The following is a 21,624-nucleotide window of genomic DNA, read 5'->3' on the forward strand; positions in this document are numbered from 1 at the left end:
TCTTCTGAAATCCGTGATCCCCATTACCCATAACCTATAGTTAATCTAAGTTAATTCCAGGTACTCAGACAGTTGTTTTTAAGGAGAGTAGGTTCGTGAATGCTGCTGAACAGGCGAATAACGTGGTGGTTGCCAGCAAAATTGCATCGGTTGTGACTTTATTTAAAACTCAATTTCCCGACGCCCGGGTCGATCTCAAACCCTGGACAAATGACCCAGAGACGCGAGAACTGGTTGATCCTGATTCTATTGATATTGGTTTCCACTTCCCGGGTCGGAGTCGGTTATTGCAAAGTCGCTGCATTTTAATTGAAATTCGATTTTATCACGATCCGATTGATCAAACCCGTCGGGTCATTGGTGTTGAAGCCGCCGGATATGACCATCAAGGACAACAGTGGAAACTCTCCACCATTGAAAATTGGAATTTTGTCGGCAAAACGGAACCCAAACCCGAATCGGCGGAAAAATTAAAACTCTTTTGTCGGCAAATTTTCCAACTATTTAATCCTAACTCGTAGTGAGTCCTGAAGGACTCAATCTTTTATATAACCATTTTTCTATAAACCAAATCACAACGTTTGGTTTCGACTCCCGTTGTAGGTTCATAACCAGAATGTTCATAGAGTTGTACCGCTTCGTTTAAAACCGATGCGGTTTCGATCCAAATTTCCTTAAACCCTTTTTGTTTAATGGTTTGTTCTAATTGTAATAACAGAAACTTTCCTAATCCCTTTATTAAGAAACTTGTCTACAATTATTAAATAATAAATAAGTATTGTGATCGGGTTTTTGCCCGTTTTTAGCTAAATCCGATCCGCTACCCCCCAGACCAAATCCTGATATTAAGAGAGATTGGCGGTTGATCATCTGCTGTAAAAATGGATTAAGAGGCAGATTAAGCCTACCTTAAGAGGTGTTATTCTTCTATAAAGTGCAATTCAATTCCGTGAAACTTAACCCTTTCACTCGTTGGGGACTTTATCCTTTACACAAGTATAAAAAAGCACATAACTTTTAGTTATCTGATCGTTTTATCAGTATTATTACCCTTTAGGTGGAACTATCATGAATATTAAAACCCTTGCCAAAAAAGACTTTTCCTATGATTGTAGCATCCCCGATTGGTTGCAACAGTGTATGGAGATATCTGGAGATCTAGTCAAATCTGATACATCTGTTTCAAAAAACGGCGATTTAATTGTGCGGGCGTTTCAATTTGCCTATCAATTGCATCGGGGACAGTATCGCAAATCAGGAGAACCCTATATTAATCATCCCATTGCCGTAGCGGGTTTATTGCGCTATTTAGGAGGGGATTCGGCGATGGTGGCGGCGGGTTTTCTCCACGACATTATTGAAGATACCGAAGTCACCCCGGAAGAACTAGAACAGCATTTTGGGGCGGAAGTTCGCCATTTAGTCGAAGGCGTCACCAAACTATCTAAATTTAATTTTTCTAATACCACAGAACGTCAAGCGGAGAACTTCCGGCGGATGTTTTTAGCCATGGCGAAAGATATTCGGGTAATTGTAGTTAAACTCGCTGACCGACTCCATAATATGCGAACTTTAGACTTTTTACCCGAACATAAACAGCGTAGCATTGCCTTAGAAACCCGCGAAATTTTTGCCCCCCTAGCTAACCGTTTAGGTATCGGTCGGTTAAAATGGGAATTAGAAGATCTATCCTTTAAATATTTAGAACCGGAAGCGTACAAAAATATTAAGGAATTAGTTTTTGATCGCCGAGCATTTAGAGAAGAAAAATTAGCCCAACTTGCTCAAGTTTTACGAGACAGACTAGAGAAAGCGGGAATTAAATGTTATGAAGTTAGTGGACGACCTAAACATCTGTATGGCATTTATAAAAAAATGAACCAAAGACAGAAACAGTTCCATGAAATTTATGATATTGCCGCTTTACGGGTGATTGTTGAAACTAATGAAGAATGTTATCGGACTTTGGCAATTGTTCATGATGCTTTCCGCCCGATTCCGGGTCGTTTTAAAGATTATATTGGATTGCCTAAACCTAATCGCTATCAGTCCTTACATACGGGGGTAATTGGTAATACGGGAAGAGCCGTTGAAATCCAAATTCGTACCGTAGAAATGCACCATATTGCTGAATATGGGATTGCCGCCCATTGGAAGTATAAAGAAAAGGGTAATTCCAATATGGGTGAAGTCACCGGAATGGATGATAAATTTACTTGGCTACGGCAATTATTAGAGTGGCAAAGTGATTTAAAAGATGCTACAGAATATCTGGAAAGTGTTAAAAGTAATTTAGAGTTTGATGATGTTTATGTCTTTACCCCTGAAGGAGATGTCATCGCCTTAACTCACGGGGCGACCCCGGTAGATTTTGCCTATCGGATTCATAGTGAAGTTGGGAATCATTGTAAAGGAGCAAAAGTCAATGAGCGAATTGTGACTTTAGATACTCCCTTGAAAAATGGCGATATTGTGGAAATATTAACCCAGAAAAATATTCGTCCCAGTTTAGATTGGTTGAATTTTGTTAAAACCAATACGGCTAAAAACCGGATTCGTCAGTGGTATAAGCGATCGCACCGGGATGAAAATATTGACCGAGGACGGGAATTATTAGAGAAAGAAATGGGGAAAAATGGCTTTGAATCCCTGCTCAAATCTGAACCCATGTTATCGGTGTCTAAGCGCTTTAACTATCATAATGTTGATGATTTATTAGCCGCATTAGGTTATGGGGAAATCACTTTAAATTTAGTCGTGAATCGTTTGCGGGATGTGTCGAAATCCCAGAATCAAATTCAAACGGTTTCTCAAGAACTGACTACCACTTCTTTACAGGTTCCTCACCTACCTTCCTATTCTCAACTTCCGTCTTCTTCTCCCAGCAATTCTCCAATTACGGGGGTGGAAGGTTTACTTTATCATATTGCAGGATGTTGTAATCCAATTCCAGGGGAACCGATTATTGGGGTTGTCACCCGCACAAAAGGGATTTCCATTCATCAACAAGGGTGTTCTAATACCTTAACCGTGGAGGGAGAAAGATTCGTTCCTTTGAGTTGGAATCCTAACTATCAACAGGGCGGACGTCCTCAAACTTATGGAGTAAATATTTGTATTGAAGTATTGGATCGAGTGGGGGTTTTGAATGATATTTTATCCCGTTTGAAAGATAATAATATTAATGTTTGTAGCGCCCAAGTTAAGACTTTTCGCGATGCTCCGGCGTTAATTGAATTGGGAATTGAAATTTGCGATCGCGAACAGTTTGAACGCACTTGTACCCAAATCAAAAATATCAGCGATGTATTAACCTTGCGTCGAATTAATAGTAAATAAGTCGAAAACTGGTGATTACAGCCGTTTGGTCGATTCCCCTACAAACAAAATTGGGGACTCGAATTGAGTCCCCAATTTTCTCCGATTTTTTTTGTATTAATAATCCAAATTTGCTCGCGCATTCCGACGCCACATTTGCGGTTTAATTCGTCGTAAAGCAGAAGCGCGAAATCGTTGATCCCATTCGGTTTCAGAAAGTTCGGCTAATTCGGTTAATTTAGGAGCAATATTTTCAGGATAGGGCTGAAATTCTGGAACATCAGTTTCCTGGGCAAAACTTTGATTCCAAGGACAAACTTCTTGACAAATATCACATCCAGCGACCCAACCGTTTAAATTTTTGCTAATATTTTCTGGTAAGGTTTCTGCCCGATTTTCGATGGTATGATAGGCAATACAACGGTTAGCATCTACCACAAATGGTTGAGTAATTGCCCCCGTGGGACAGGCTTCTAAACATCGGGTACAAGTCCCACAATGTTGATTATGGGGAGGATCGGGAGTTAGAATTAAATTAGTTAAAATTTCCCCTAAAAATACCCAAGATCCGTATTTTCTGGTAATCAGATTACTATTTTTAGAAATCCATCCAATTCCGGCTTTTTCCGCCCAAACTTTATCTTGAATTGGCCCGGTATCGGCATAATATCTAGCTTGAATTCCTGTTGCTTGTTGTTGTAACCATTCGGAAAAAGTCTTTAATTTTTTATGTAAAACCCTATGATAATCTCGTCCCCGAGCATAACGAGAAATTTTACCCAATTCGGGATTATCGGGTACTTGATCGGGGGTATAATAGTTAAGTGCTACACAAATAACCGATGCCACTTCTGGCATTAATTCACGAATATTTTGGCGTTTGGGGCTATTCATCCAAGCCATATCCGCCGCATATCCTTGATCCAACCAAGATTGTAGGTGTTGACGGTTTTGTTCAGTTTCAGTAATTGCTGCAATCCCAACTTGATGAAATCCCAAATCTAGGGCTTTTTGTTTAACTAGATTGGTGTTAATTAGTGAATTCATAAAGACAAGCAGGAACCACAAAGACACAAAGAAAGAGAAGGGGATACAGAAGGAGAAAATTTAACATTCCTTCTGTCTCCTGTTTGTATTGATTGACATCCACTCCGCCGTAAACGGACTGGGATTCATCACCACGCCATCTTTTTAGGATGGTCGCTAAATGGGGTTGACGCTTCGCGGACTGTTGCTACCTTAGCAGTAGTCTTACACTGTCTCCACGTCCGTTTTAAGTCTCGGAATGCCCTCCCGCGACTAAACACAAACAAATGCTTGTTATGTTTTGATTTGCGTTCAAGGTTGGACTTATTTTTACACCATTGCCTTACTTCCGCTTTCCCAGATCTCCTTCAGGCTCGGTTTCACATCTCCGTAGATGGTATATCGACTGCAAAGTTGGGCGGGTTGTTTAGACCACTAACATTCTAACACAAAGCCGTCGTAGAACGACGGGGTTTTAAACCCAAATCTTCGATAAGCGCCTATGCTTTCGGGGTTTTATCGGGCAAACTCGCTTGTAATTTTAAACAATTGCCACCTTCAATTCGTAAAGAATAATCCACCCGATCCATTAATCGATTCATAATTAACCAACCATAACCATTTTCTTGTTTATCTTGTGGTTTGGGTGGATTATAATTATCGACTTCATAACCAGTACCGTGATCCCAAATTTCTAAGGAAATATCTCGTTCTTGTAATTCTAAACGAACCATCACAGGAAGATGGGGTTGATCGCGGTGAGCATGACGGATGACGTTGGAGTAAGCTTCTGCAAGGACAAGGCGAAACCGATTTGACTGACGGGGCCAATCGACGTGATCTCCTAGCTCGACTTCCAAACTGCTCAATAACCAGTTTTCAACGATGGTTAAAAACCTAATATCGCTCGGCACTTGAAGCTCAGTTTTCATCGGTCAACAAAACCTCCAGAGAGAGTATAGTCTGATCATCTTCCTGAACGGGATTATGTTCTCGGATAGCGGCTAATAAGCCATCTAAATTTAGTTTTTCCTGCTGTTGGAGTAACTTCCAAAGTCCCTCCTGTTGCAACATTGAACGAATGGCGGGACTGCCATCGCTTGTTTCTTGCACCACTGTAGCTTCAGTAATCCCATCACTGGTGACTAAAAATATATCACCTGGATTCAGGGTGAGACTGTCTCCTTTGCCTCTCCAGACGGGAAGAATTCCTAAAGGAATCCCACGGGTCTTGAGAAACAAAGGTTCGACGGGAACAGATAGATGCGGGTGATTTTCCCCCAGGTTACTATTCAGCCTTGACCAAACCAATGGATAAATATGTCCGGCATTGGCATAGGCTAAATGTCCCGTAGAGGGGGTGTAACGAGCCACAACCATCGTAATAAAGTGATTATTACTGACTAAATCATCCGACAAAATGCTATTCAGATTTTGCATGACTTGATCGGGTTCTGGGGAAGTTTCCACGGAAAGCTCCCGACGCATGACGGAAATCGCACTAGCCATAAATAGGGCCGCCGGAACTCCTTTACCCGATACATCTCCCAAACCTACCCAAATATCTCCTTGGGGATGGGTAAAGACTTCAAAGAAATCTCCCCCGACTTCCCTAGCCGGATGACAACAGGCTTGTACTCGCAGGGTCTCAAACTCTGGCCAACTTTGACGCAGGAGATTATTTTGAATTTGGCTGGCGACCTTGAGTTCATTTTGCATCTGTTCGGCTAATTCTAGCGTGCGTTGATAGAGTTTGGCTTGGGACAGTGCTAAGGAGGCTTGTTCGGAAACTACTTCTAACAGTTGAATATCATCCTCTGACCAAGGAGAGGGACTGTTTTCTTGATAAATGGCTAAAACCGCCAGTAAATCATGTTGATAGGTCAGGGGCAAAACGATTTGACTGACTGGGTTGGAGTTTTCTCTCTGTTGAATTTTAATTTCTCGACTTTCTAAGACCCCTTGCATTGAGGTTTCGAGTTGAGATAACCAAGTTTGGACATTCTCTGTTTCTCCCCCATAAGAAAAAGTTTGAGCAGAAAGTTTCCCCGCTTCGGCAGAGCGAATACAGCAGCCCGTGGCATTAAAGGTTTCTCCCAGGGTACGAACAATCGTCTGGAGCATACTGGAGTGGTCTAGGGACTCTCGCAGGGCGCTGACGACATCGTTATAGAGAGATTCCCGACGCAGGGCGCGCCGCAGGGTGTTTGTCCGTTGTTTGAAGAATTTGTATGTTTCCGAAGCTTGTTGAATTACAGACTTGAGTTCTTCGGGATTCCAAGGTTTGGTGATATATTTGAAAACTTGGCCAGAGTTAATCGCTTCCACAAGGTCTTCGACATCCGTATATCCGGTTAACAGAATCCGAATGGTGTCTGGAAAACGTTCGACGGTTTTACCGAGAAATTCGGTTCCGTTCATTTCTGGCATTCGTTGATCAGAAATAATCACAGCCATTTCACCCTCGTCGTCGAGAATTTGCAGAGCTTTGAGGGCGCTGTCGGCCTTGAACACTTGGAAGTCCCGGCGAAATGTCCGAAACAACAAATCTAAGTTGTCTGGTTCGTCATCGACGACCATGAGTTTCAGCTTTCGACCGTCTCCCCGACTCATGCGATTCTCTACTCCCAGATGAACAGATCAGGTGTTACCCATCTTACCAAAGAAACGGGTGCAAAACCCCGAATCAAGAATCCTCCTACTTTATAGACGCGGTTTCGGTAAAATACGGACAAATTTAACAATTTGACCGGTGACTTCAATTCCGATTAAATGATTTTCTAAAGTAAATCTATAAAAAATAGCACTGGAACCTAAAGATTTAAGTTCCGGTAAATCTTTGATATTGTTAACATTTTTAAATTCCAAAAACACAAAATGATAGACCCTAGAATAAGCTGATGCTTCTAAGTTCATCAGATCATGGACAAAAGAACGACCATAGCGAACATCGAGAGTCACGACAGGGTTATTTATTTACTCATTCACTTTTGGCATGGGACGATAGGTAGGATGTTCTGGATGGGTAGTGGTAGATCGATTATACTCAAAATTTAGCATTTGCAAGGCTTCATCATAGGTTAAGGAATCCCCTGGTCTGAGATTTTCCTTAGCTTCTTGAATGGCTTTGAGCATATAGGTATCATAAATTAGGATTTGTAAGGATTTCCATGCTTTTCCTAAGTCTTCTTCGGAGATCTGATCCACTAAGTAGTGCAGTTTTTTTCTAAGCGGATTTATCATCTTTACAAGTTCAAATCACGACTTTTGTAGTCTGCATCTACTATTTTATCATTTTTGGGATCATGGAATAAATTTTCAATTTGTGAAGTGCCGTTTGAAACGGGGATCAAGATCGGCTTTCTTTGTTTGATTACATTGAAAACACAAGGTTTGTAAATTACTAATATCGTTAGATCCTCCCTTGGCTAAGGGAATAATATGATCAACAGTTAGTTGAGCTTCATTTTCCATTTTACCACAACTCTTACACTGATAATTGTCCCGTCCAAATACATATTTTCTGACTTCTGGGGGAATAAAAATTCTAGGGGTTTTATTCATGGTTTTATCATCATCCAACAATTGTTCTATTCTTTAATTAATTATATAGCAAACAGGTAACAGGGAACAACCCCCCGTGCACGGGGGGCTAGGAACACCGGATAATACTTAGGGTTGTTTCATATCAGTATTAAAGTGTTACAACCTATTTAAGATTGCTATATTTCCTAACACCCTCCTTTAAAACTCCCCCAATTTTTTCTATATTGTTCATGGCTATTGTTGAAAGTAGGGGAAAATGACATCATAAAATATCAATTTTTCTATGCGCTACATATAGCGTAATAGCGTAAGTCCTGATTCATTTATTATGCCGTTGATCGTGCCAGCACCAGATCAAGATTGACTCGATCACGCCAATTAAAAAGCCATCCCCCGTATTCGCGAGGAAAAGACAGGGCTTTAGAGCCGTTTTTTTGGTAAAATCCTGAAGGTTTCTCAAAAGTTGGTCAATGAGTTCAACTCGCGCACGAATTGCAATTGACGCTATGGGCGGAGATCATGCTCCTGCCGACATCGTTGCTGGAGCGCTAATGGCACAGGAAAAATGGGATGTAGAAGTCTTGTTGGTTGGCGACCCCGATCAAATTGAAGCAGCCCTCAAACACCACCATAGCAAGCTCCCTCTGTCTCAAATTATTCCGGCTGAAGGCACGATCGAAATGCACGAAGAAGCCTTGAGTGCGTTAAAACGCAAACCCAAAGCTTCGATTAACGTGGCTATGAATCTAGTTAGGCAAAAAAAAGCCGATGCTGTCGTCTCGGCGGGTCATTCCGGTGCAGCCATGGCCTCGGCTCTGTTGCGTTTAGGACGCCTACCGGGGATTGATCGCCCGGCGATCGGGGCCGTTTTACCCACCATGAAGCCTGATTCCCCGGTTTTGGTGTTAGATGTGGGGGCGAATGTCGATTGTCGGCCCAAATTTTTAGAACAGTTTGCTGTAATGGGCTCGATTTACAGTCGTTATGTTCTGGGAACTTCTGAACCCAAAGTGGGGTTACTCAATATTGGTGAAGAATCCTGTAAGGGCAATGATCTGGCCATTCGTACCTATCAACTCCTAGAAAATCATCCTGAAATTGCCTTTAATGGAAACGCTGAAGGGCGGGATGTCCTGACGGGGAAATTTGATGTGATTGTCTGCGATGGTTTCGTGGGGAATGTGCTTTTGAAATTTGCTGAAGGAGTTGGAGAAGCGGTTTTACAAATGCTCAAGGAGGAATTAACCTCTGGATTACAGGCTAAATTAGGGACTACTCTGCTTAAACCCAGTTTAATGCGGTTTAAACAACGGGTGGATCATGTTGAACATGGGGGCGCCTTACTCCTTGGGGTGGCGGGGGTTTGCATTATTAGTCATGGATCTTCTAAAGCGGCAACGATTGCGAATGCGGTTCGTTTGGCCAAAGAAGCGATCGATAACCAAGTCCTAGAAAGGATTCAATCCCAATATCAAAAACACCCTCAACCGGATGAAAAGGTGATCAGTGGTTAATCGCTATTTCAGGGAATAGGGAACACCGGAACACCGGAACAGAAACAATGATAACAACAGGCATTTCAATTACGGGTTGCGGATCGGCTACACCCTCGGTTTTACTGGATAATCATGGACTCTCTGAACGGGTCGAAACCTCCGATGAATGGATTACTTCTCGCACCGGAATTACTCAGCGACGTTTAGCTGACCCTGATACGTCGTTGAGTCAATTAGCAATAGCGGCGGCTCAAAATGCGATCGCCATGGCAGCAATTGACCCGGCGGATATTGATTTGATTATCTTAGCTACATCCACGGCTGATGATCTGTTTGGCAGTGCTAGTTTTATTCAATATCAATTAGGTGCAACTAAAGCGGTGGCTTTTGATATGACCGCCGCCTGTTCGGGGTTTGTATTTGGGTTAGTCACCGCCTCCCAATTTATTCGCACTGGAGTCTATCAAAATGTTCTTTTAATTGGGGCGGATATTCTCTCCCGTTGGGTTGATTGGTCAGATCGCAGAACTTGTATTTTATTTGGAGATGGGGCCGGGGCGGTGGTTTTACAAGCGGATGAACACGATCGCTTATTAGGATTTGAAATTAGAAGTGATGGTAGGCAAAATCAGTCTTTAAATTTATCCTATCGACCCGAACCACAGGAAATATTAACCGGAATTACGATTGGTCAAGGAACCTATAACCCGATTACGATGAATGGTCAAGAAATCTATAAATTTGCGGTAAAAAAGGTTCCAGAAGTCATTGAAAAAGCATTATTTAGAGCCAATTTAACCGTCGATCAAATTGATTGGTTAATTCTCCATCAAGCCAATCAACGTATTTTAAATGCGGTCGCAGAACGATTAAATATTCCCCCGAAAAAAGTGATTAGTAATTTGGCAAAATATGGTAATACTTCTGCGGCTTCGATTCCCTTAGCCCTCGATGAAGCGGTGCGAGAGGGAAAAATTAAACCGGGTGATCGGATTATGATATCTGGTTTTGGTGCGGGATTAACCTGGGGGGCGGCTTTGTTTGAATGGGGGAGGTAGGGGGGTGTCCCCGCTCATTAACAATTGACTATTAACAATTAACAATTGACTAATAAAAATGACAACAACAGCATGGATTTTTCCGGGTCAGGGTTCACAAAAAATTGGGATGGGATCGGATTTATTTGAACAATCTGAACATCAAGAACGATTAAAATTAGCTGAAAAAATTCTGGGTTGGTCTGTTCCTGAAATTTGTCAACATCCCGAAGATAAAATATCTCAAACTTTATATACTCAACCTAGTTTATATGTGGTTGAAAGCCTATTAGTTGATCATTTAAAAAAACAAGGACAATCCCCCGATTATGTTGCAGGTCATAGCTTAGGGGAATATGTGGCGTTATATGTTGCGGGGGTGTTTGATTTTGAAACGGGTTTGAAATTAGTTCAATGTCGGGCTGAATTAATGAATAGTTCGGTCGGGGGACAAATGGCGGCGTTAATTGGTTTTGATCGAGAACAACTGGATCAACAAATTCAACAAACCCCAAATATTGTTCTGGCGAATGATAATAGTGCCGCCCAGGTGGTAATTTCTGGAACCCCAGAAGCGGTTGATCATGTCTTAGCAAATATTAAAGTCAAACGGGCGGTAAAATTAAACGTTTCCGGCGCTTTTCATTCCCCCTTAATGCACCTAAGCGCCACACAATTTCAACAGGTTTTAGACGGAATTGCCTTTAATAATGCCAAAATTCCAGTTCTCTCCAATGTTGATCCCACACCCACAACTGATGCTACTCTGTTAAAACAACGTCTCACCCAACAAATGACGGGTTCTGTGCGATGGCGAGAAATTTGTTTACAATTATCAATATTAGGGGTGACACAAGTTGTAGAAATTGGCCCTGGAAACGTCCTTACAGGCTTAATGAAACGGACTTGTCCCGAAATTCTGTTACAAAACATATAACAACCGTTGTTGCCGTTGTTGCGCTTCAGCGCAACAACGGGGAATATTAATTAGAATCACCTAAAATACTTTGAATTTTCTTAAACCCACTGCTCCCAGACCCGATTTACCCCTATTCCTCTTTTTTCCAGGAATGGATGGGACAGGTCAACTATTCACAGTTCAAATTCCTCGGTTAATGGATGCGTTTGAAATTCGTTGTTTAACTATTCCCCAAACCGATCAATCTAACTGGGAAACCTTAGTTAAAAAAACTATAGATTTAATTGAAATAGAACGTAAAACCAACCCCAAACGGGAGATTTATTTATGTGGAGAATCCTTTGGGGGATGTTTGGCGTTATTGGTGGCAATTTTTGCCCCCCATTGGTTTAGTCGCTTAATTTTAGTTAATCCCGCTTCATCTATTAAACAACAGCCTTGGTTACAATGGGGTTCCTATTTAACCCAATGGCTTCCCGATTGGTTTTATCCCAGTTCTATTGTTGGTTTATTGCCCTTTTTAGGAGCTTTAGGACGGATTGAAGCTTCAGAACGTCAAGCCCTATTAACAGCGATGAAGTCCGTTCCCCAAGGAACTTCAGTTTGGCGATTAGAATTATTGCGCCTATTTAAACCCAGTAAATCCGATCTGAATCGGGTTAATATTCCGGTTTTAGTAATTGCCAGTGGTGCTGATAGATTATTACCTTCTGTGTTAGAAGCAAGATTTTTAACCCAAACTTTACCTAATGCTCAAATGGTGGTTTTACCCGATAGCGGTCATGCCTGTTTATTAGAAAGAGATACTGATTTATACACAATAATTCAGGCTTATTCTGTTGCTGAAGAATGCGATCGCCGGGTTCAATATCAGAGCTAATTCTCTACAAAATAGAGATCTCAAGAGTTATTTGATTTTCCCATGGCTTGAGTAATCCGGTCAAGCAGAATTGCTAACAAAACAATTCCTAATCCTCCCACTGCCGCCATCCCCACATCCAAACGCCCCATTCCTTGTAATACAGTTAAACCAAGTCCGGGTACTGCAATCATGGAAGCAATTACCGACATTCCCAAAGCAAATAATACTGTTTGATTCACTCCTGCCAAAATTGTTGGTATGGCCAGAGGAATTTGCACTTCCCACAGGATTTGTCCAGGGGTTGAACCAAAAGCATAGGCCGCCTCCACAACATCTGCCGAGACTTGTCTAATACCCAAATTAGTAAACCGAATTAAGGGGGGAAGGGCATAGATAATCGTGGCAATTACCCCCGGAACTTCTCCAATCCCAAATAGCATCACCACGGGAACTAGATAGACAAAAGTTGGTAGGGTTTGCATGGCATCGAGCAGGGGTCTAAATGCTTGCTCAAAGCGATCGCTCCGGGCACAGGCCACACCCAAGGGAATGCCGACTATAATACAGAATATAACCGCCGTAACCACCAAGGCAAGGGTAACCATGGCGGCTTCCCACAGCCCAAGAAAACCAATCAAAGTTAGGGCAAGCAGGCTATAAATTCCTATACTTTGTCCGGCAATTTTCCAGGTCATCAAGCTAATTAAAAGTAAAGAAATCAGAGGGGGAATTGCCAGCAATAAACCGTGAATTTGTGTTAATACCCAACTGATAGGAATACGAATGGTTTGGAAAAAGGGACGAAAGTTATCCACCAGGAAATTAATGCCGCCTGTAATCCACTTATCTAAAGGAATGGTGTAAAGTTGGAAGGGATTTAGTAAAATATTCAGTCCTTGTGGATTTTTGCTGTTAGTATTATTTCCTATGTTTGATGAATTTTCTACTAAATTATTACTGCTCCGATTTATTTGAGCTAACCAGCCATCAAAAACATCTTGATTTTGCTTAACCCATTCTTCGGCATGACGACGAATATCTTGGGGTTTATTTTCACCGTTTTTAATCCGATAGCTTTCCTGAATCATATCTTCATAAGGAATTTCAACCAGTTCCAAGAAATGTTTTACCGATGGATTTTTTGCCAAAAATTCCTTATTGGCAATCACTCGATATTTACCTTGAACCATCCCCAGATTTTTCCCATTTACAGATGTATCTTTGGCGGTAAGATTTTCAATATTAGAGGCAGTAAAAGGAACTTCTAACCAAATAACATCTTGACCGACTTTTAGCACCTGACCCAGCCAGAAAGGACTATAAGCATAGGAAAAAAACGGTTTTCCTTGTTTGTAACGAGTTAAGGCATCGGCAAGTAAGGCGGTATAATTTCCCTGATTGATTTTCACAGTATCCCGCAATTTGTAAGCATCCAAATGATGCTTCATTTCTAACTCACAACTCCAACCGGGATCGCAACCAACCAGATCGGCTTTGCCATCTCCATCGCTATCAAATAGTTGGGCAATTTTTGGATCTTGAAATTGTTGTAAGTTAGTAATCCCATATTTATCGGCAGTCTTTTTATCAATTTGATAGCCCTGTGTGAGAGGAAAAAGTAGACCGACTTTCTCTAACTTTTTTTCACCGCCAGCATTTTTATAAAATTCGTTATGTCCGGGGTCTCCAAAGACAGGAGCAATATCTAAATCACCATTAGCGACGGCGGTATACAGGGCTGGATAGGCTACCGCCACCAGTGGGGCTGTTTTGTAGCCGAGTCTCCCCAACCCAATATTAACAATCTCAGTTTGAAAAAAATCCTCAATCCAATCACTTGTCCCTAAACGAATAGTAATAGCATTTCCGGGTAGAGCAGAATTTGTAGTCGTTTGTGCGCCGGAGGAAAAACTGATTAAACCGATCAGAAATATAGTTGTCAGAACTAACAAAATTGATTTTTTTAGGCGTTGTTTGATCATCTTTATGAATTATGAATTACGAATTACGAATGGGAATAATATAGCAGTCCCCAAAGCAGGGGGAGCAGGGGAGGCAGGTAAACTCTTTCTATTGCCTATTGCCTATTGCCTTCAATTGTAAATTATTACAATCTATTTAGGTGAACTTACTAATACTAGCAAGGACATCTGCCGATTCTAAAACTCCCTTAAACTTTCCGGTTTCATCAACCACAACTAGGCTTTGTTCGTTGCGGTAAAGGTGAAAAATATCTTCTAAAGGCACTGTGGATTTAACCTGGGAAAAGTTGGTTTGTATCAATTTATTGGTAATATTTTTAATATCTTGCTGAATTGCTAGATCAAGCTGTTCTGGATCAATAAAACCAATAGGTTCTTGATCAGAATTGAGTATATAGATGCGCTGGAGGTTTTGGTTCTGTATCTGTTTGAGTGTTCCTGGCTCCAAATCTTCACCAAGAATTAAACAAATAGTTGGACGGGCAATGGTTCCTGCTTTGAGGATTTGCCCGCGATTAACATCTTGAATAAAATCACGGATATAGTCATTAGTTGGTTGATTTAACAGTTCTTTTGGTGTCCCAAGTTGAACAATCACCCCCTCTTTCATCACCGCAATTCGATCGCCTAATTTTAGGGCTTCTTGAGTATCGTGAGTAATAAAAACTATGGTTTTATTCAACTCTTTCTGAAGTCGTAATAATTCATTCTGCATCTCCCTGCGAGTTAAGGGATCGAGGGCACTAAACGGTTCATCCATCAGCAAAATCTCGGCATCCGTTGCCAAAGCACGAGCCAGCCCAACCCTTTGCTGCATTCCCCCACTCAAAGCAGAGGGTCGATAGTCTGCCCATTGAGCTAACCCCACGACTTCCAAGGCTTCCAAGGCTTTGTTCCGGCGTTGGGTTTTGCTCATCCCAAGTAACTTCAGCCCGTATTCTACGTTATCCGCGACGGTTCGATGGGGAAATAACCCAAAATGCTGAAATACCATTGATACTTTAGTAAGACGAATTTGACGAATTCGTTTTTCATCTATATAAGCAATATCCTCATCATCAATATAAATGTGTCCCCGGGTTGGTGTAATCAAACGATTAATACAACGAATAAGAGTCGATTTACCCGAACCGGACAAACCCATCACCACAAAAATTTCCCCTGGGTTAATGGTAAAAGATACATCGGCAATGCCGAGAACCTGACCTGTGGCTTGTAAGATAGTTTCTCGGTTAGCTCCCTGTGAAAACAGCTTCAGGGCGGCAGAGCAATTATCTCCATAGATCTTGATCAGATGTTCGATGCGGATTTTGGGTTTAGGATCACTCATAACATTTTAAGATTTATAACATCCCCAATAATACCCAATTAATCTTCACTAATTTTAGGGTTAGCCGGAAGTAAAATCCCTTCTTGTAACAAGGTATCCATAAAATTCTTTCGCAAAATACGCTGAATCTGAAGATGTTTTCCGGGCTTGACTTTGGTTAATGTCCGTAACAATAAGTTAGACTCGCTCAGACTTTCTACGCCATCAATTTGTGTGAGTTCGAGTATATCTGTAGAATTGGCTTTTAACTGTTGTCCTACCTCCTCAATAACTTGATAAACATGAGCCAAATTAGAATCATAAGGGACGCTAACATCTACTACGGCAAAAATATATTGTTTGGAATAATTGGTAATTGAACCCATATCACCATTGCGAATAATTTGTAATTGACCATTAGGATGTCGGATGCGGGTTGTTCTCAATTCTATCGCCTCCACCGTACCCTCTACTACTTTTTCTTCGGCTTTCCCCGCTTCAATATAATCACCGACTAAATAGTAATTTTCAAACAGAATAAAAAAGCCACTGACGATATCATTAATTAGGGTCTGGGCTCCTAAACCCACAGCGATACCGACAATCCCCGCACCCGCTAATATAGGAGTGGGATTAATATCAAGGGTATAAAGGATAAAAATTCCAACGGTGAAATACACTAAGTATTGCAATAAACTCTTAAATAAGGGAATTAGAGTTAAGCGTCTACTTCTTTGAATTTCCGTCAAATTCTGCTCTTTAAATACAACTTCTTCTACCAGTAAGTGGATGACTTCAGATAACACCTGACTCAAGAAAACTATGGCAATAATCTTAATAATTCGTAGACCAAAAGTAGAGAGTTGGGCGATTAATTGGATTTGTTGTGTTACTAATGTGGCAATGCAGACATAGATAACAAATTCCAGACACCGTTTTAATAATGGAATCAGGTGTTGGAGACGAGCATAAAATCGTAACAGGTTATCCGAGTTGGAGTATTTGAGAGTGAGAATATCGAGGGTATCGACAATGGCGGCGACGGCTTTTAGGATCAGTAATCCGACTGCAATAATTAGATAGATTCGCAGTGCGATATAGAGATATTCAGAAATGATTGCAGGTAATTTGAGAAATTGAGTACAGGAAATTATTACCCACAGCCATATTCCGCCTCGGATTCTTTGATAAAGGGCGGTAAAGAAAGCATCTATACTTTCATCGTCGGCGGTGCTTCTTTCAATGTTTTTGGCGCGAGTGCTGGCTATTTTTAGCCAATATTTCAGCAGTTTTAGGGAAATTACTGCTACAACAACAGCACCAATACTTTCAGCAATACCAATGCCAAAGGTAATCCAAAATCCTGGGGGAATACGGCTAATTAAATTGAGTGTATATTGTTGAATATTTTTACCTTGATATAGCAAAAAACTATTCGCACCGACAATTACAATACACAACACTAAGCCAATCAATACCAACAATCGGGTGATGTTTCGACGCAGATTTTTAAGTCGAGAATCGTCACTTTTAAATATTGAAAATTTAACTAATAGTTGGGATGAATTTCTAACTAACGCAATCAAGAATAGAAAAATAATGATCACTAGGCTGACTTCAGCCAAGATAATTAATATGTCGCTCATTTCGTTTTCAGAGTCAAGAGTTTAATAGACTATTTACTGATAACTGCTAACGGGTAAAGACGGGCCATGGCACGTCTCTACACTGATGACTGTATTAATTAAATATCTCGAACGATCCGAAAACCAGCGTGTTGATAGAAATTAGGACGGAACCAATTGCGGTAATATTTTAAAGCTTCCGTGCCATTTGTTATCCAACATCCCCCTAACATCATTTGATGTTGGGTATCAAAAAAGATGGCAGAATTATCTTCATACAAAAAATGGGGTTCATATCCTGAAAGGGGGTTTAAATTATCACTCAACCATTCCCAAACATTCCCCCGCAAATCATAAAGTCCAGAGGGACTTTTGGCAGTTTCTAACATTCCAACTGGACTCGGTGAACCGAATTTTAAATTGAGATTATAATGGTCTACATCTTCTACTAAACCATTACCATAAGTTGCTAGATTGTACTCAGCTTCACTCATTAAACGAGTATCTTTACCTTGCCAACGACAATAAGCCATTGCTTCATAATAATTGACTTCCACAGGCCAATCTAAAGGTAAATCAATTTCATCAAACTGGGCGCGATATTTATAACTCCCATTTTGTGAGCTCCAAAATTTTGGATGTTGGATATTATTTTCAGTTTTCCATTGCCAAGATTTTTCATCCCAATACTCTTGATTTCCATAGCCACCCGCCTTAACAAAATCCAGAAATTCGCTATTGGTAATTAGATATTTACTAGCTAAAAAAGGTGCAACTTCAACGGTGCGTGACCCATAATCAATATCCCAACCATAGGTGGAATCATCAAAATCTTTACCAAGTTGGGCAATTCCCCCGGCAACTTTAAGCATTTCATTCTCTGGAATATAACTTTTAGAAGGTGCATATTTCCAGTTTGAGGGGCGTTTGACTCGCTCTAGGGGAAGCTGGCGAAATAACATCGAAGACGTCTCGACATGAATGCGCTGGTGTTCAATTCCCATGATTAAGGCCCACAGGGGAGAATCGGGAAGAATCGGCAGAGTAATCGGCGTTTTTTGAATTAATTCTGATAGGATTTTATAGGCTTGTTCTCGATATTCCCAAGCTGAGGAAACTTCTGGCCATTCCATGTGGGCGATCGCTTGATTTAACTCCTCTGGTATTTCGGGATCGACGCCAACTCCAAACAGAATTTCGTAGTCCTGATTCAGACATTTTTCTAATAATCCCACCTGAACTAATTTATTGATATAGAAAGATGGCGAATGTCCCAGATAAAAAATTAACGGATTTCTCAAAGGGTCGGGATTCAGATAAAATGTGTCTTCCCCGACTAAACTTTTTAGGAGCATATCTTCGAGTTGCCAAGCCTCCTGAAAATAATTAATCAGGGTTTGGCGATCGCAACAATTAAGTTGAGGAGGACAATTAGATACGAGAGTGTTCATAGTTAATGGGAATAAAGTTGGTTAGACTGAATAGGATTGCTAGATTTAATTGTTCGCAGCTTTCTGACTTTGTTTATAGTTTTCGGGATCGGTTCGCAGATCCACATACAAGAAATCAATCCCCTCTTGTTCTAGCATTTCTAATATAGCTAGGTTCAAATTTTTCTCGGCATCAAAGTAGAGATTATCATCATTAACAAAGGCAACAATGTTAATCACACGGGCATTATTTTCAATCTTGCTAAACCGAACAATCATCTCTTTAGATAACCCCGGAATAGATGGAGGCATTTCTCGAATAGCATCGCAGATTCTGGCGGTTTGCTTGGCTGAAATACCATCAATTTTGAGGGTTAAACTAATACCCCACTTTAATTCCTCACCTGGATTTTGTGACCAATTTTCTACGATTCCAGTAATCATCCTGGAGTTGGGCATTTTCACAATTGAACCCCATTGATAGACATGGAGAGTTGTAGTTCTAAATCCAATACTCATGATCTGCACAAAACCCTGTAATCCTGAGACTGAAACCCAATCTCCTTCTCGATAGAGACCATCAGAATAGATAATAACTGTACAAAACCAGTCATAAACAATATCTTTCAACAGCAAACCCAAAGTAATCCCAGCACCCCCTAATAGACCCACGAGTGCCGCTGCTGATTGTCCTAAAAATATCTCACTGACTTTAATTGCGATGACGATAATTGCTGTCGATTGAAAAATCTTGGGCATCAATGGTCTGAGTAACTCATCGAGTTCGGTTTCAGTCCGCAGCACGACATTAGCAATTAGCTGCCCGAAGATCGAAGCACTGCGATAAATCACATAAGCAACGATGAAAAAAACAATTAAGTTGAGAACTTTAGTAATTGCTTCGCCCAATTGTGGCCCAATATTTGTCGCCAGAATCTCCTTGACGAGCCAAAATCCACCAATCAGAATCAGCCAACTTAAGGCGGGTTTGAGAATAGCAATTAATTCATCATCCAGTGTACTCTCGGTTTTTCGGGTTAAATACTCAATGCGTTTAATAATTGCTTCGATCAAAAATCGTCTGAATACCTGTGTTATTGTCAGGATCAGAATGACTAGAAGAATTTTGCCGACGGGGACACCTGAAACATCAATATTGATGTTTTTTAGGGTGTTTAAAAATTGTTCCATAATTAGTTTGCTTCCCGATATATTGTTGACAGGTGATTGCCCAATATTCTGGAGGTAATCACCCTAGTGCTTTCCATGTCGGAAAACTTAGCATGATTTAGAGATAAGATTAGCTGATAATATAAAAATTTAACAATACTTTACTTCTGCAACATCACTAACTCCTGGTTGCAGCTTTTAACACACGGATTCTTTTTCTACAGGACTTACGCAGAATACCCAATTATACACCATCTGTAGGGGCTAACGGCCGTTCGCCCCTACTAGATATGGTTGTTTTGCGTAAGTCCTGTTCTAAAAACTTCTTGCCACATCTTTATGGTCTAACATAACCCAATCGGGCCAAGAAAGAGGGCGGTTTTAAATGGGTAACAGCCCGATTTAAAGGTAAAATCCGAATTTGATTATGGTGCATCACATTCACTTGATACACCTTTTTATTCGTAATATCTAATCCAGTTAACCAGCCACTTTTTGCGTGATAAACTCCCGTATCAATTCCTAACCATCCCTGACCTTGAACTAACTGTCCTGGTTCAATGCCATCAAAAGTAAAGGTAATGGTATGACCAATAATAATTAATTTATCAGCAAAATATGGTTTGGGGATATTATGAAATTCTCGCCGTATCCAACAAAATTCTTCCTCATTTTGTTCTTTAATTGACATTTTGGGATGCACCCCCGCATGAACTAGCCAAACATCCCCTAAATCTAAATATAGAGGTAAAGAAGCCATCCAATGCACGTCATCCCTGGGAATAATTCCTAAATCCTGATAACTGGTAATGGTCGTTAAACCGCCGCTATATAACCAAGCCTGCCAAGCTTGGGGATTTTTCCCTTCATCGGGCAACGCATTTAACATCAGTTGTTCATGGTTGCCCCGTAAACATTGATAGGGACTATTTTTGACAAAATTAACCACTTGGGCACTTTTAGGGCCACGATCAATTAAATCCCCTAAAAAATAGACCTGATCATTTGCATTAGGAGCAATACGATCCAATAGGGTCATTAACCCATCATAATGGCCATGTACATCACCAATAACAATGCGTCGAGTCAGCATTTTTTATTTAATTGCACACACATAAGGTGTTCTTCAAACTAGAAATTATCGACTTAAGGCGCGAATAAAACTCTGAAGTCCAGATAAAACACCTTTTTTGGGCCGTTGTACAGATTGTGTCACTGACGAGTCACCTCCGGGGGTCGCCTGTGCCAAAATCAGATCCAACTCATCGCCGACGGGTTTTGTCGGTTGTTCAGTAATTAACTGGTACTGTCCATCCACTTCTAACCAAACTTCCCACATTGAAGGATAACAACGCCTGAGTGCTGCACCTTCTAGGGACTTAAGGTAATAGCAAGATTCAATGGTCTTGATAAACCGTTCTCGCAACTGACGAGCAGCATATCCTATTCCTATAATAGCAATATCTTCTAGTTTTGGATTAAGTAAAATTACTGGACGGTCTCCGGCAAATTGGGACAATTTTTCCATCTGTGCCACTTCTATCGCCGAGGGAGATACAACCAAAAATTGCTGATCTTCGGGTTGTAAACGAGTTTCCACTGGAGAACGAGAAGTTCCTAAATCCGTTACCCGAAAGGATGTTTGTCCCCAGTCCCGACGGGCTAAAGCGGCGGCTCCGGTATCGGGAAATAAGACGACTAATTGACTATCGGGTTTTTGAATAACCGGAATAAATTCTAGGGCAATAGATTGGGCTTCAAGTTCAATTTCAGGAAAAACTAATTCGATTTGAATTAATTTATAACCATCATTTAAAGCGGCTTGAGTGGCTTGTTTAGCTTGTTCAATTGCTGCTTCTAAACTGTTAGGTAACTGCGACATAGGTATGATGTGACTATTAATT

19 protein-coding genes and 1 pseudogene are annotated in these 21,624 nt (G+C 40.9%); 6 read left to right on the forward strand and 14 right to left on the reverse strand.

The window, feature by feature from the left end:
- The first annotated feature begins 95 nt into the window (after positions 1-95).
- Positions 96-521, forward strand: a complete 426-nt coding sequence (locus tag NMG88_RS06825; protein WP_042152931.1) for a hypothetical protein — start codon at positions 96-98, stop codon at positions 519-521.
- A gap of 23 nt (positions 522-544) precedes the next feature.
- Here NMG88_RS06825 and NMG88_RS06830 read toward each other — a convergent pair.
- A pseudogene (locus tag NMG88_RS06830) lies at positions 545-733 on the reverse strand (GNAT family N-acetyltransferase); the annotation flags it as partial.
- 335 nt (positions 734-1,068) lie between these two features.
- Between NMG88_RS06830 and NMG88_RS06835 the strand changes: the two are divergent.
- Positions 1,069-3,339 carry a RelA/SpoT family protein gene (locus tag NMG88_RS06835; RefSeq protein WP_042152934.1) on the forward strand — a complete coding sequence of 757 codons (2,271 nt, stop codon included), beginning with the start codon at positions 1,069-1,071 and terminating at the stop codon, positions 3,337-3,339.
- Between the two features lie 96 nt (positions 3,340-3,435).
- Here NMG88_RS06835 and queG read toward each other — a convergent pair whose 3' ends face one another.
- The 6 genes from queG to NMG88_RS06865 form a co-directional block, all read right to left on the reverse strand.
- Positions 3,436-4,365 (reverse strand): tRNA epoxyqueuosine(34) reductase QueG, encoded by a 930-nt coding sequence (queG, locus tag NMG88_RS06840; RefSeq protein WP_042152937.1) that lies wholly within the window; start codon positions 4,363-4,365, stop codon positions 3,436-3,438.
- A gap of 479 nt (positions 4,366-4,844) precedes the next feature.
- Positions 4,845-5,276 carry an ATP-binding protein gene (locus NMG88_RS06845; protein ID WP_254035242.1) on the reverse strand — a complete coding sequence of 144 codons (432 nt, stop codon included), beginning with the start codon at positions 5,274-5,276 and terminating at the stop codon, positions 4,845-4,847.
- Entirely contained in the window at positions 5,266-6,957 is a 1,692-nt protein-coding gene (locus NMG88_RS06850; protein WP_227382593.1) for a SpoIIE family protein phosphatase, read from the reverse strand. The genes NMG88_RS06845 and NMG88_RS06850 overlap by 11 nt, the downstream gene beginning before the upstream one ends.
- 90 nt (positions 6,958-7,047) lie before the next feature.
- Positions 7,048-7,305, reverse strand: a complete 258-nt coding sequence (locus NMG88_RS06855) for a hypothetical protein (protein ID WP_042152943.1) — start codon at positions 7,303-7,305, stop codon at positions 7,048-7,050.
- Between the two features lie 15 nt (positions 7,306-7,320).
- On the reverse strand, positions 7,321-7,587 hold the full coding sequence (locus tag NMG88_RS06860) for a hypothetical protein (RefSeq protein WP_042152946.1): 267 nt from the start codon (positions 7,585-7,587) through the stop codon (positions 7,321-7,323).
- Positions 7,588-7,662: 75 nt separating this feature from the next.
- Positions 7,663-7,908 (reverse strand): HNH endonuclease, encoded by a 246-nt coding sequence (locus NMG88_RS06865; protein ID WP_042152948.1) that lies wholly within the window; start codon positions 7,906-7,908, stop codon positions 7,663-7,665.
- A gap of 452 nt (positions 7,909-8,360) precedes the next feature.
- Here NMG88_RS06865 and plsX point away from each other — a divergent pair, with 452 nt between their 5' ends.
- From plsX to NMG88_RS06885, 4 genes are all read left to right on the forward strand, one after another.
- A complete protein-coding gene (gene plsX, locus NMG88_RS06870; protein WP_026789062.1) occupies positions 8,361-9,404 on the forward strand; it encodes a phosphate acyltransferase PlsX in 1,044 nt (347 codons plus the stop codon).
- Between the two features lie 47 nt (positions 9,405-9,451).
- Entirely contained in the window at positions 9,452-10,444 is a 993-nt protein-coding gene (locus tag NMG88_RS06875; protein WP_042152954.1) for a beta-ketoacyl-ACP synthase III, read from the forward strand.
- 58 nt (positions 10,445-10,502) lie between these two features.
- A complete protein-coding gene (fabD, locus tag NMG88_RS06880; RefSeq protein WP_026797222.1) occupies positions 10,503-11,360 on the forward strand; it encodes an ACP S-malonyltransferase in 858 nt (285 codons plus the stop codon).
- A 70-nt stretch (positions 11,361-11,430) separates the two neighbouring features.
- Positions 11,431-12,222, forward strand: a complete 792-nt coding sequence (locus NMG88_RS06885) for an alpha/beta fold hydrolase (protein ID WP_042152957.1) — start codon at positions 11,431-11,433, stop codon at positions 12,220-12,222.
- 20 nt (positions 12,223-12,242) lie between these two features.
- Here the strand turns inward: NMG88_RS06885 and proX are convergent, their stop codons facing one another.
- The 7 genes from proX to NMG88_RS06920 all read right to left on the reverse strand — a co-directional run bounded on the left by proX (position 12,243) and on the right by NMG88_RS06920 (position 21,602).
- Entirely contained in the window at positions 12,243-14,186 is a 1,944-nt protein-coding gene (gene proX, locus NMG88_RS06890) for a glycine betaine/L-proline ABC transporter substrate-binding protein ProX (protein WP_227357827.1), read from the reverse strand.
- 136 nt (positions 14,187-14,322) lie between these two features.
- Positions 14,323-15,516 (reverse strand): quaternary amine ABC transporter ATP-binding protein, encoded by a 1,194-nt coding sequence (locus NMG88_RS06895; RefSeq protein WP_254035243.1) that lies wholly within the window; start codon positions 15,514-15,516, stop codon positions 14,323-14,325.
- A 38-nt stretch (positions 15,517-15,554) separates the two neighbouring features.
- Entirely contained in the window at positions 15,555-17,141 is a 1,587-nt protein-coding gene (locus NMG88_RS06900) for a mechanosensitive ion channel family protein (protein ID WP_254035244.1), read from the reverse strand.
- A gap of 98 nt (positions 17,142-17,239) precedes the next feature.
- Complete coding sequence (ovoA, locus tag NMG88_RS06905) at positions 17,240-18,571, reverse strand: 5-histidylcysteine sulfoxide synthase (RefSeq protein ID WP_254035245.1); 1,332 nt, start codon at positions 18,569-18,571, stop codon at positions 17,240-17,242.
- A gap of 45 nt (positions 18,572-18,616) precedes the next feature.
- A complete protein-coding gene (locus NMG88_RS06910; RefSeq protein WP_042152969.1) occupies positions 18,617-19,741 on the reverse strand; it encodes a mechanosensitive ion channel family protein in 1,125 nt (374 codons plus the stop codon).
- 316 nt (positions 19,742-20,057) lie between these two features.
- Positions 20,058-20,813, reverse strand: coding sequence for a metallophosphoesterase family protein (locus tag NMG88_RS06915; RefSeq protein ID WP_026789054.1), 756 nt, complete (start codon positions 20,811-20,813; stop codon positions 20,058-20,060).
- A gap of 45 nt (positions 20,814-20,858) precedes the next feature.
- Positions 20,859-21,602, reverse strand: coding sequence for a DUF1995 family protein (locus tag NMG88_RS06920; protein ID WP_254035246.1), 744 nt, complete (start codon positions 21,600-21,602; stop codon positions 20,859-20,861).
- Positions 21,603-21,624 lie beyond the last annotated feature (22 nt).

Origin of the sequence: Planktothrix agardhii (genome assembly GCF_904830935.1) — a bacterium.
GTDB classification, from domain to species: Bacteria; Cyanobacteriota; Cyanobacteriia; order Cyanobacteriales; family Microcoleaceae; genus Planktothrix; species Planktothrix agardhii.

What these genes read in the sequence shown, in the direction of transcription:
- NMG88_RS06910 (WP_042152969.1), bottom strand. Translation starts at nt 19,741, where the DNA reads ATGGAACAATTTTTAAACACCCTAAAAAACATCAATATTGATGTTTCA.
- NMG88_RS06895 (WP_254035243.1), bottom strand. Translation starts at nt 15,516, where the DNA reads ATGAGTGATCCTAAACCCAAAATCCGCATCGAACATCTGATCAAGATC.
- plsX (WP_026789062.1), top strand. Translation starts at nt 8,361, where the DNA reads ATGAGTTCAACTCGCGCACGAATTGCAATTGACGCTATGGGCGGAGAT.
- NMG88_RS06835 (WP_042152934.1), top strand. Translation starts at nt 1,069, where the DNA reads ATGAATATTAAAACCCTTGCCAAAAAAGACTTTTCCTATGATTGTAGC.
- ovoA (WP_254035245.1), bottom strand. Translation starts at nt 18,571, where the DNA reads ATGAACACTCTCGTATCTAATTGTCCTCCTCAACTTAATTGTTGCGAT.
- NMG88_RS06850 (WP_227382593.1), bottom strand. Translation starts at nt 6,957, where the DNA reads ATGAGTCGGGGAGACGGTCGAAAGCTGAAACTCATGGTCGTCGATGAC.
- NMG88_RS06920 (WP_254035246.1), bottom strand. Translation starts at nt 21,602, where the DNA reads ATGTCGCAGTTACCTAACAGTTTAGAAGCAGCAATTGAACAAGCTAAA.
- NMG88_RS06875 (WP_042152954.1), top strand. Translation starts at nt 9,452, where the DNA reads ATGATAACAACAGGCATTTCAATTACGGGTTGCGGATCGGCTACACCC.
- NMG88_RS06860 (WP_042152946.1), bottom strand. Translation starts at nt 7,587, where the DNA reads ATGATAAATCCGCTTAGAAAAAAACTGCACTACTTAGTGGATCAGATC.
- NMG88_RS06865 (WP_042152948.1), bottom strand. Translation starts at nt 7,908, where the DNA reads ATGAATAAAACCCCTAGAATTTTTATTCCCCCAGAAGTCAGAAAATAT.
- proX (WP_227357827.1), bottom strand. Translation starts at nt 14,186, where the DNA reads ATGATCAAACAACGCCTAAAAAAATCAATTTTGTTAGTTCTGACAACT.
- queG (WP_042152937.1), bottom strand. Translation starts at nt 4,365, where the DNA reads ATGAATTCACTAATTAACACCAATCTAGTTAAACAAAAAGCCCTAGAT.
- NMG88_RS06915 (WP_026789054.1), bottom strand. Translation starts at nt 20,813, where the DNA reads ATGCTGACTCGACGCATTGTTATTGGTGATGTACATGGCCATTATGAT.
- NMG88_RS06845 (WP_254035242.1), bottom strand. Translation starts at nt 5,276, where the DNA reads ATGAAAACTGAGCTTCAAGTGCCGAGCGATATTAGGTTTTTAACCATC.
- NMG88_RS06900 (WP_254035244.1), bottom strand. Translation starts at nt 17,141, where the DNA reads ATGAGCGACATATTAATTATCTTGGCTGAAGTCAGCCTAGTGATCATT.
- fabD (WP_026797222.1), top strand. Translation starts at nt 10,503, where the DNA reads ATGACAACAACAGCATGGATTTTTCCGGGTCAGGGTTCACAAAAAATT.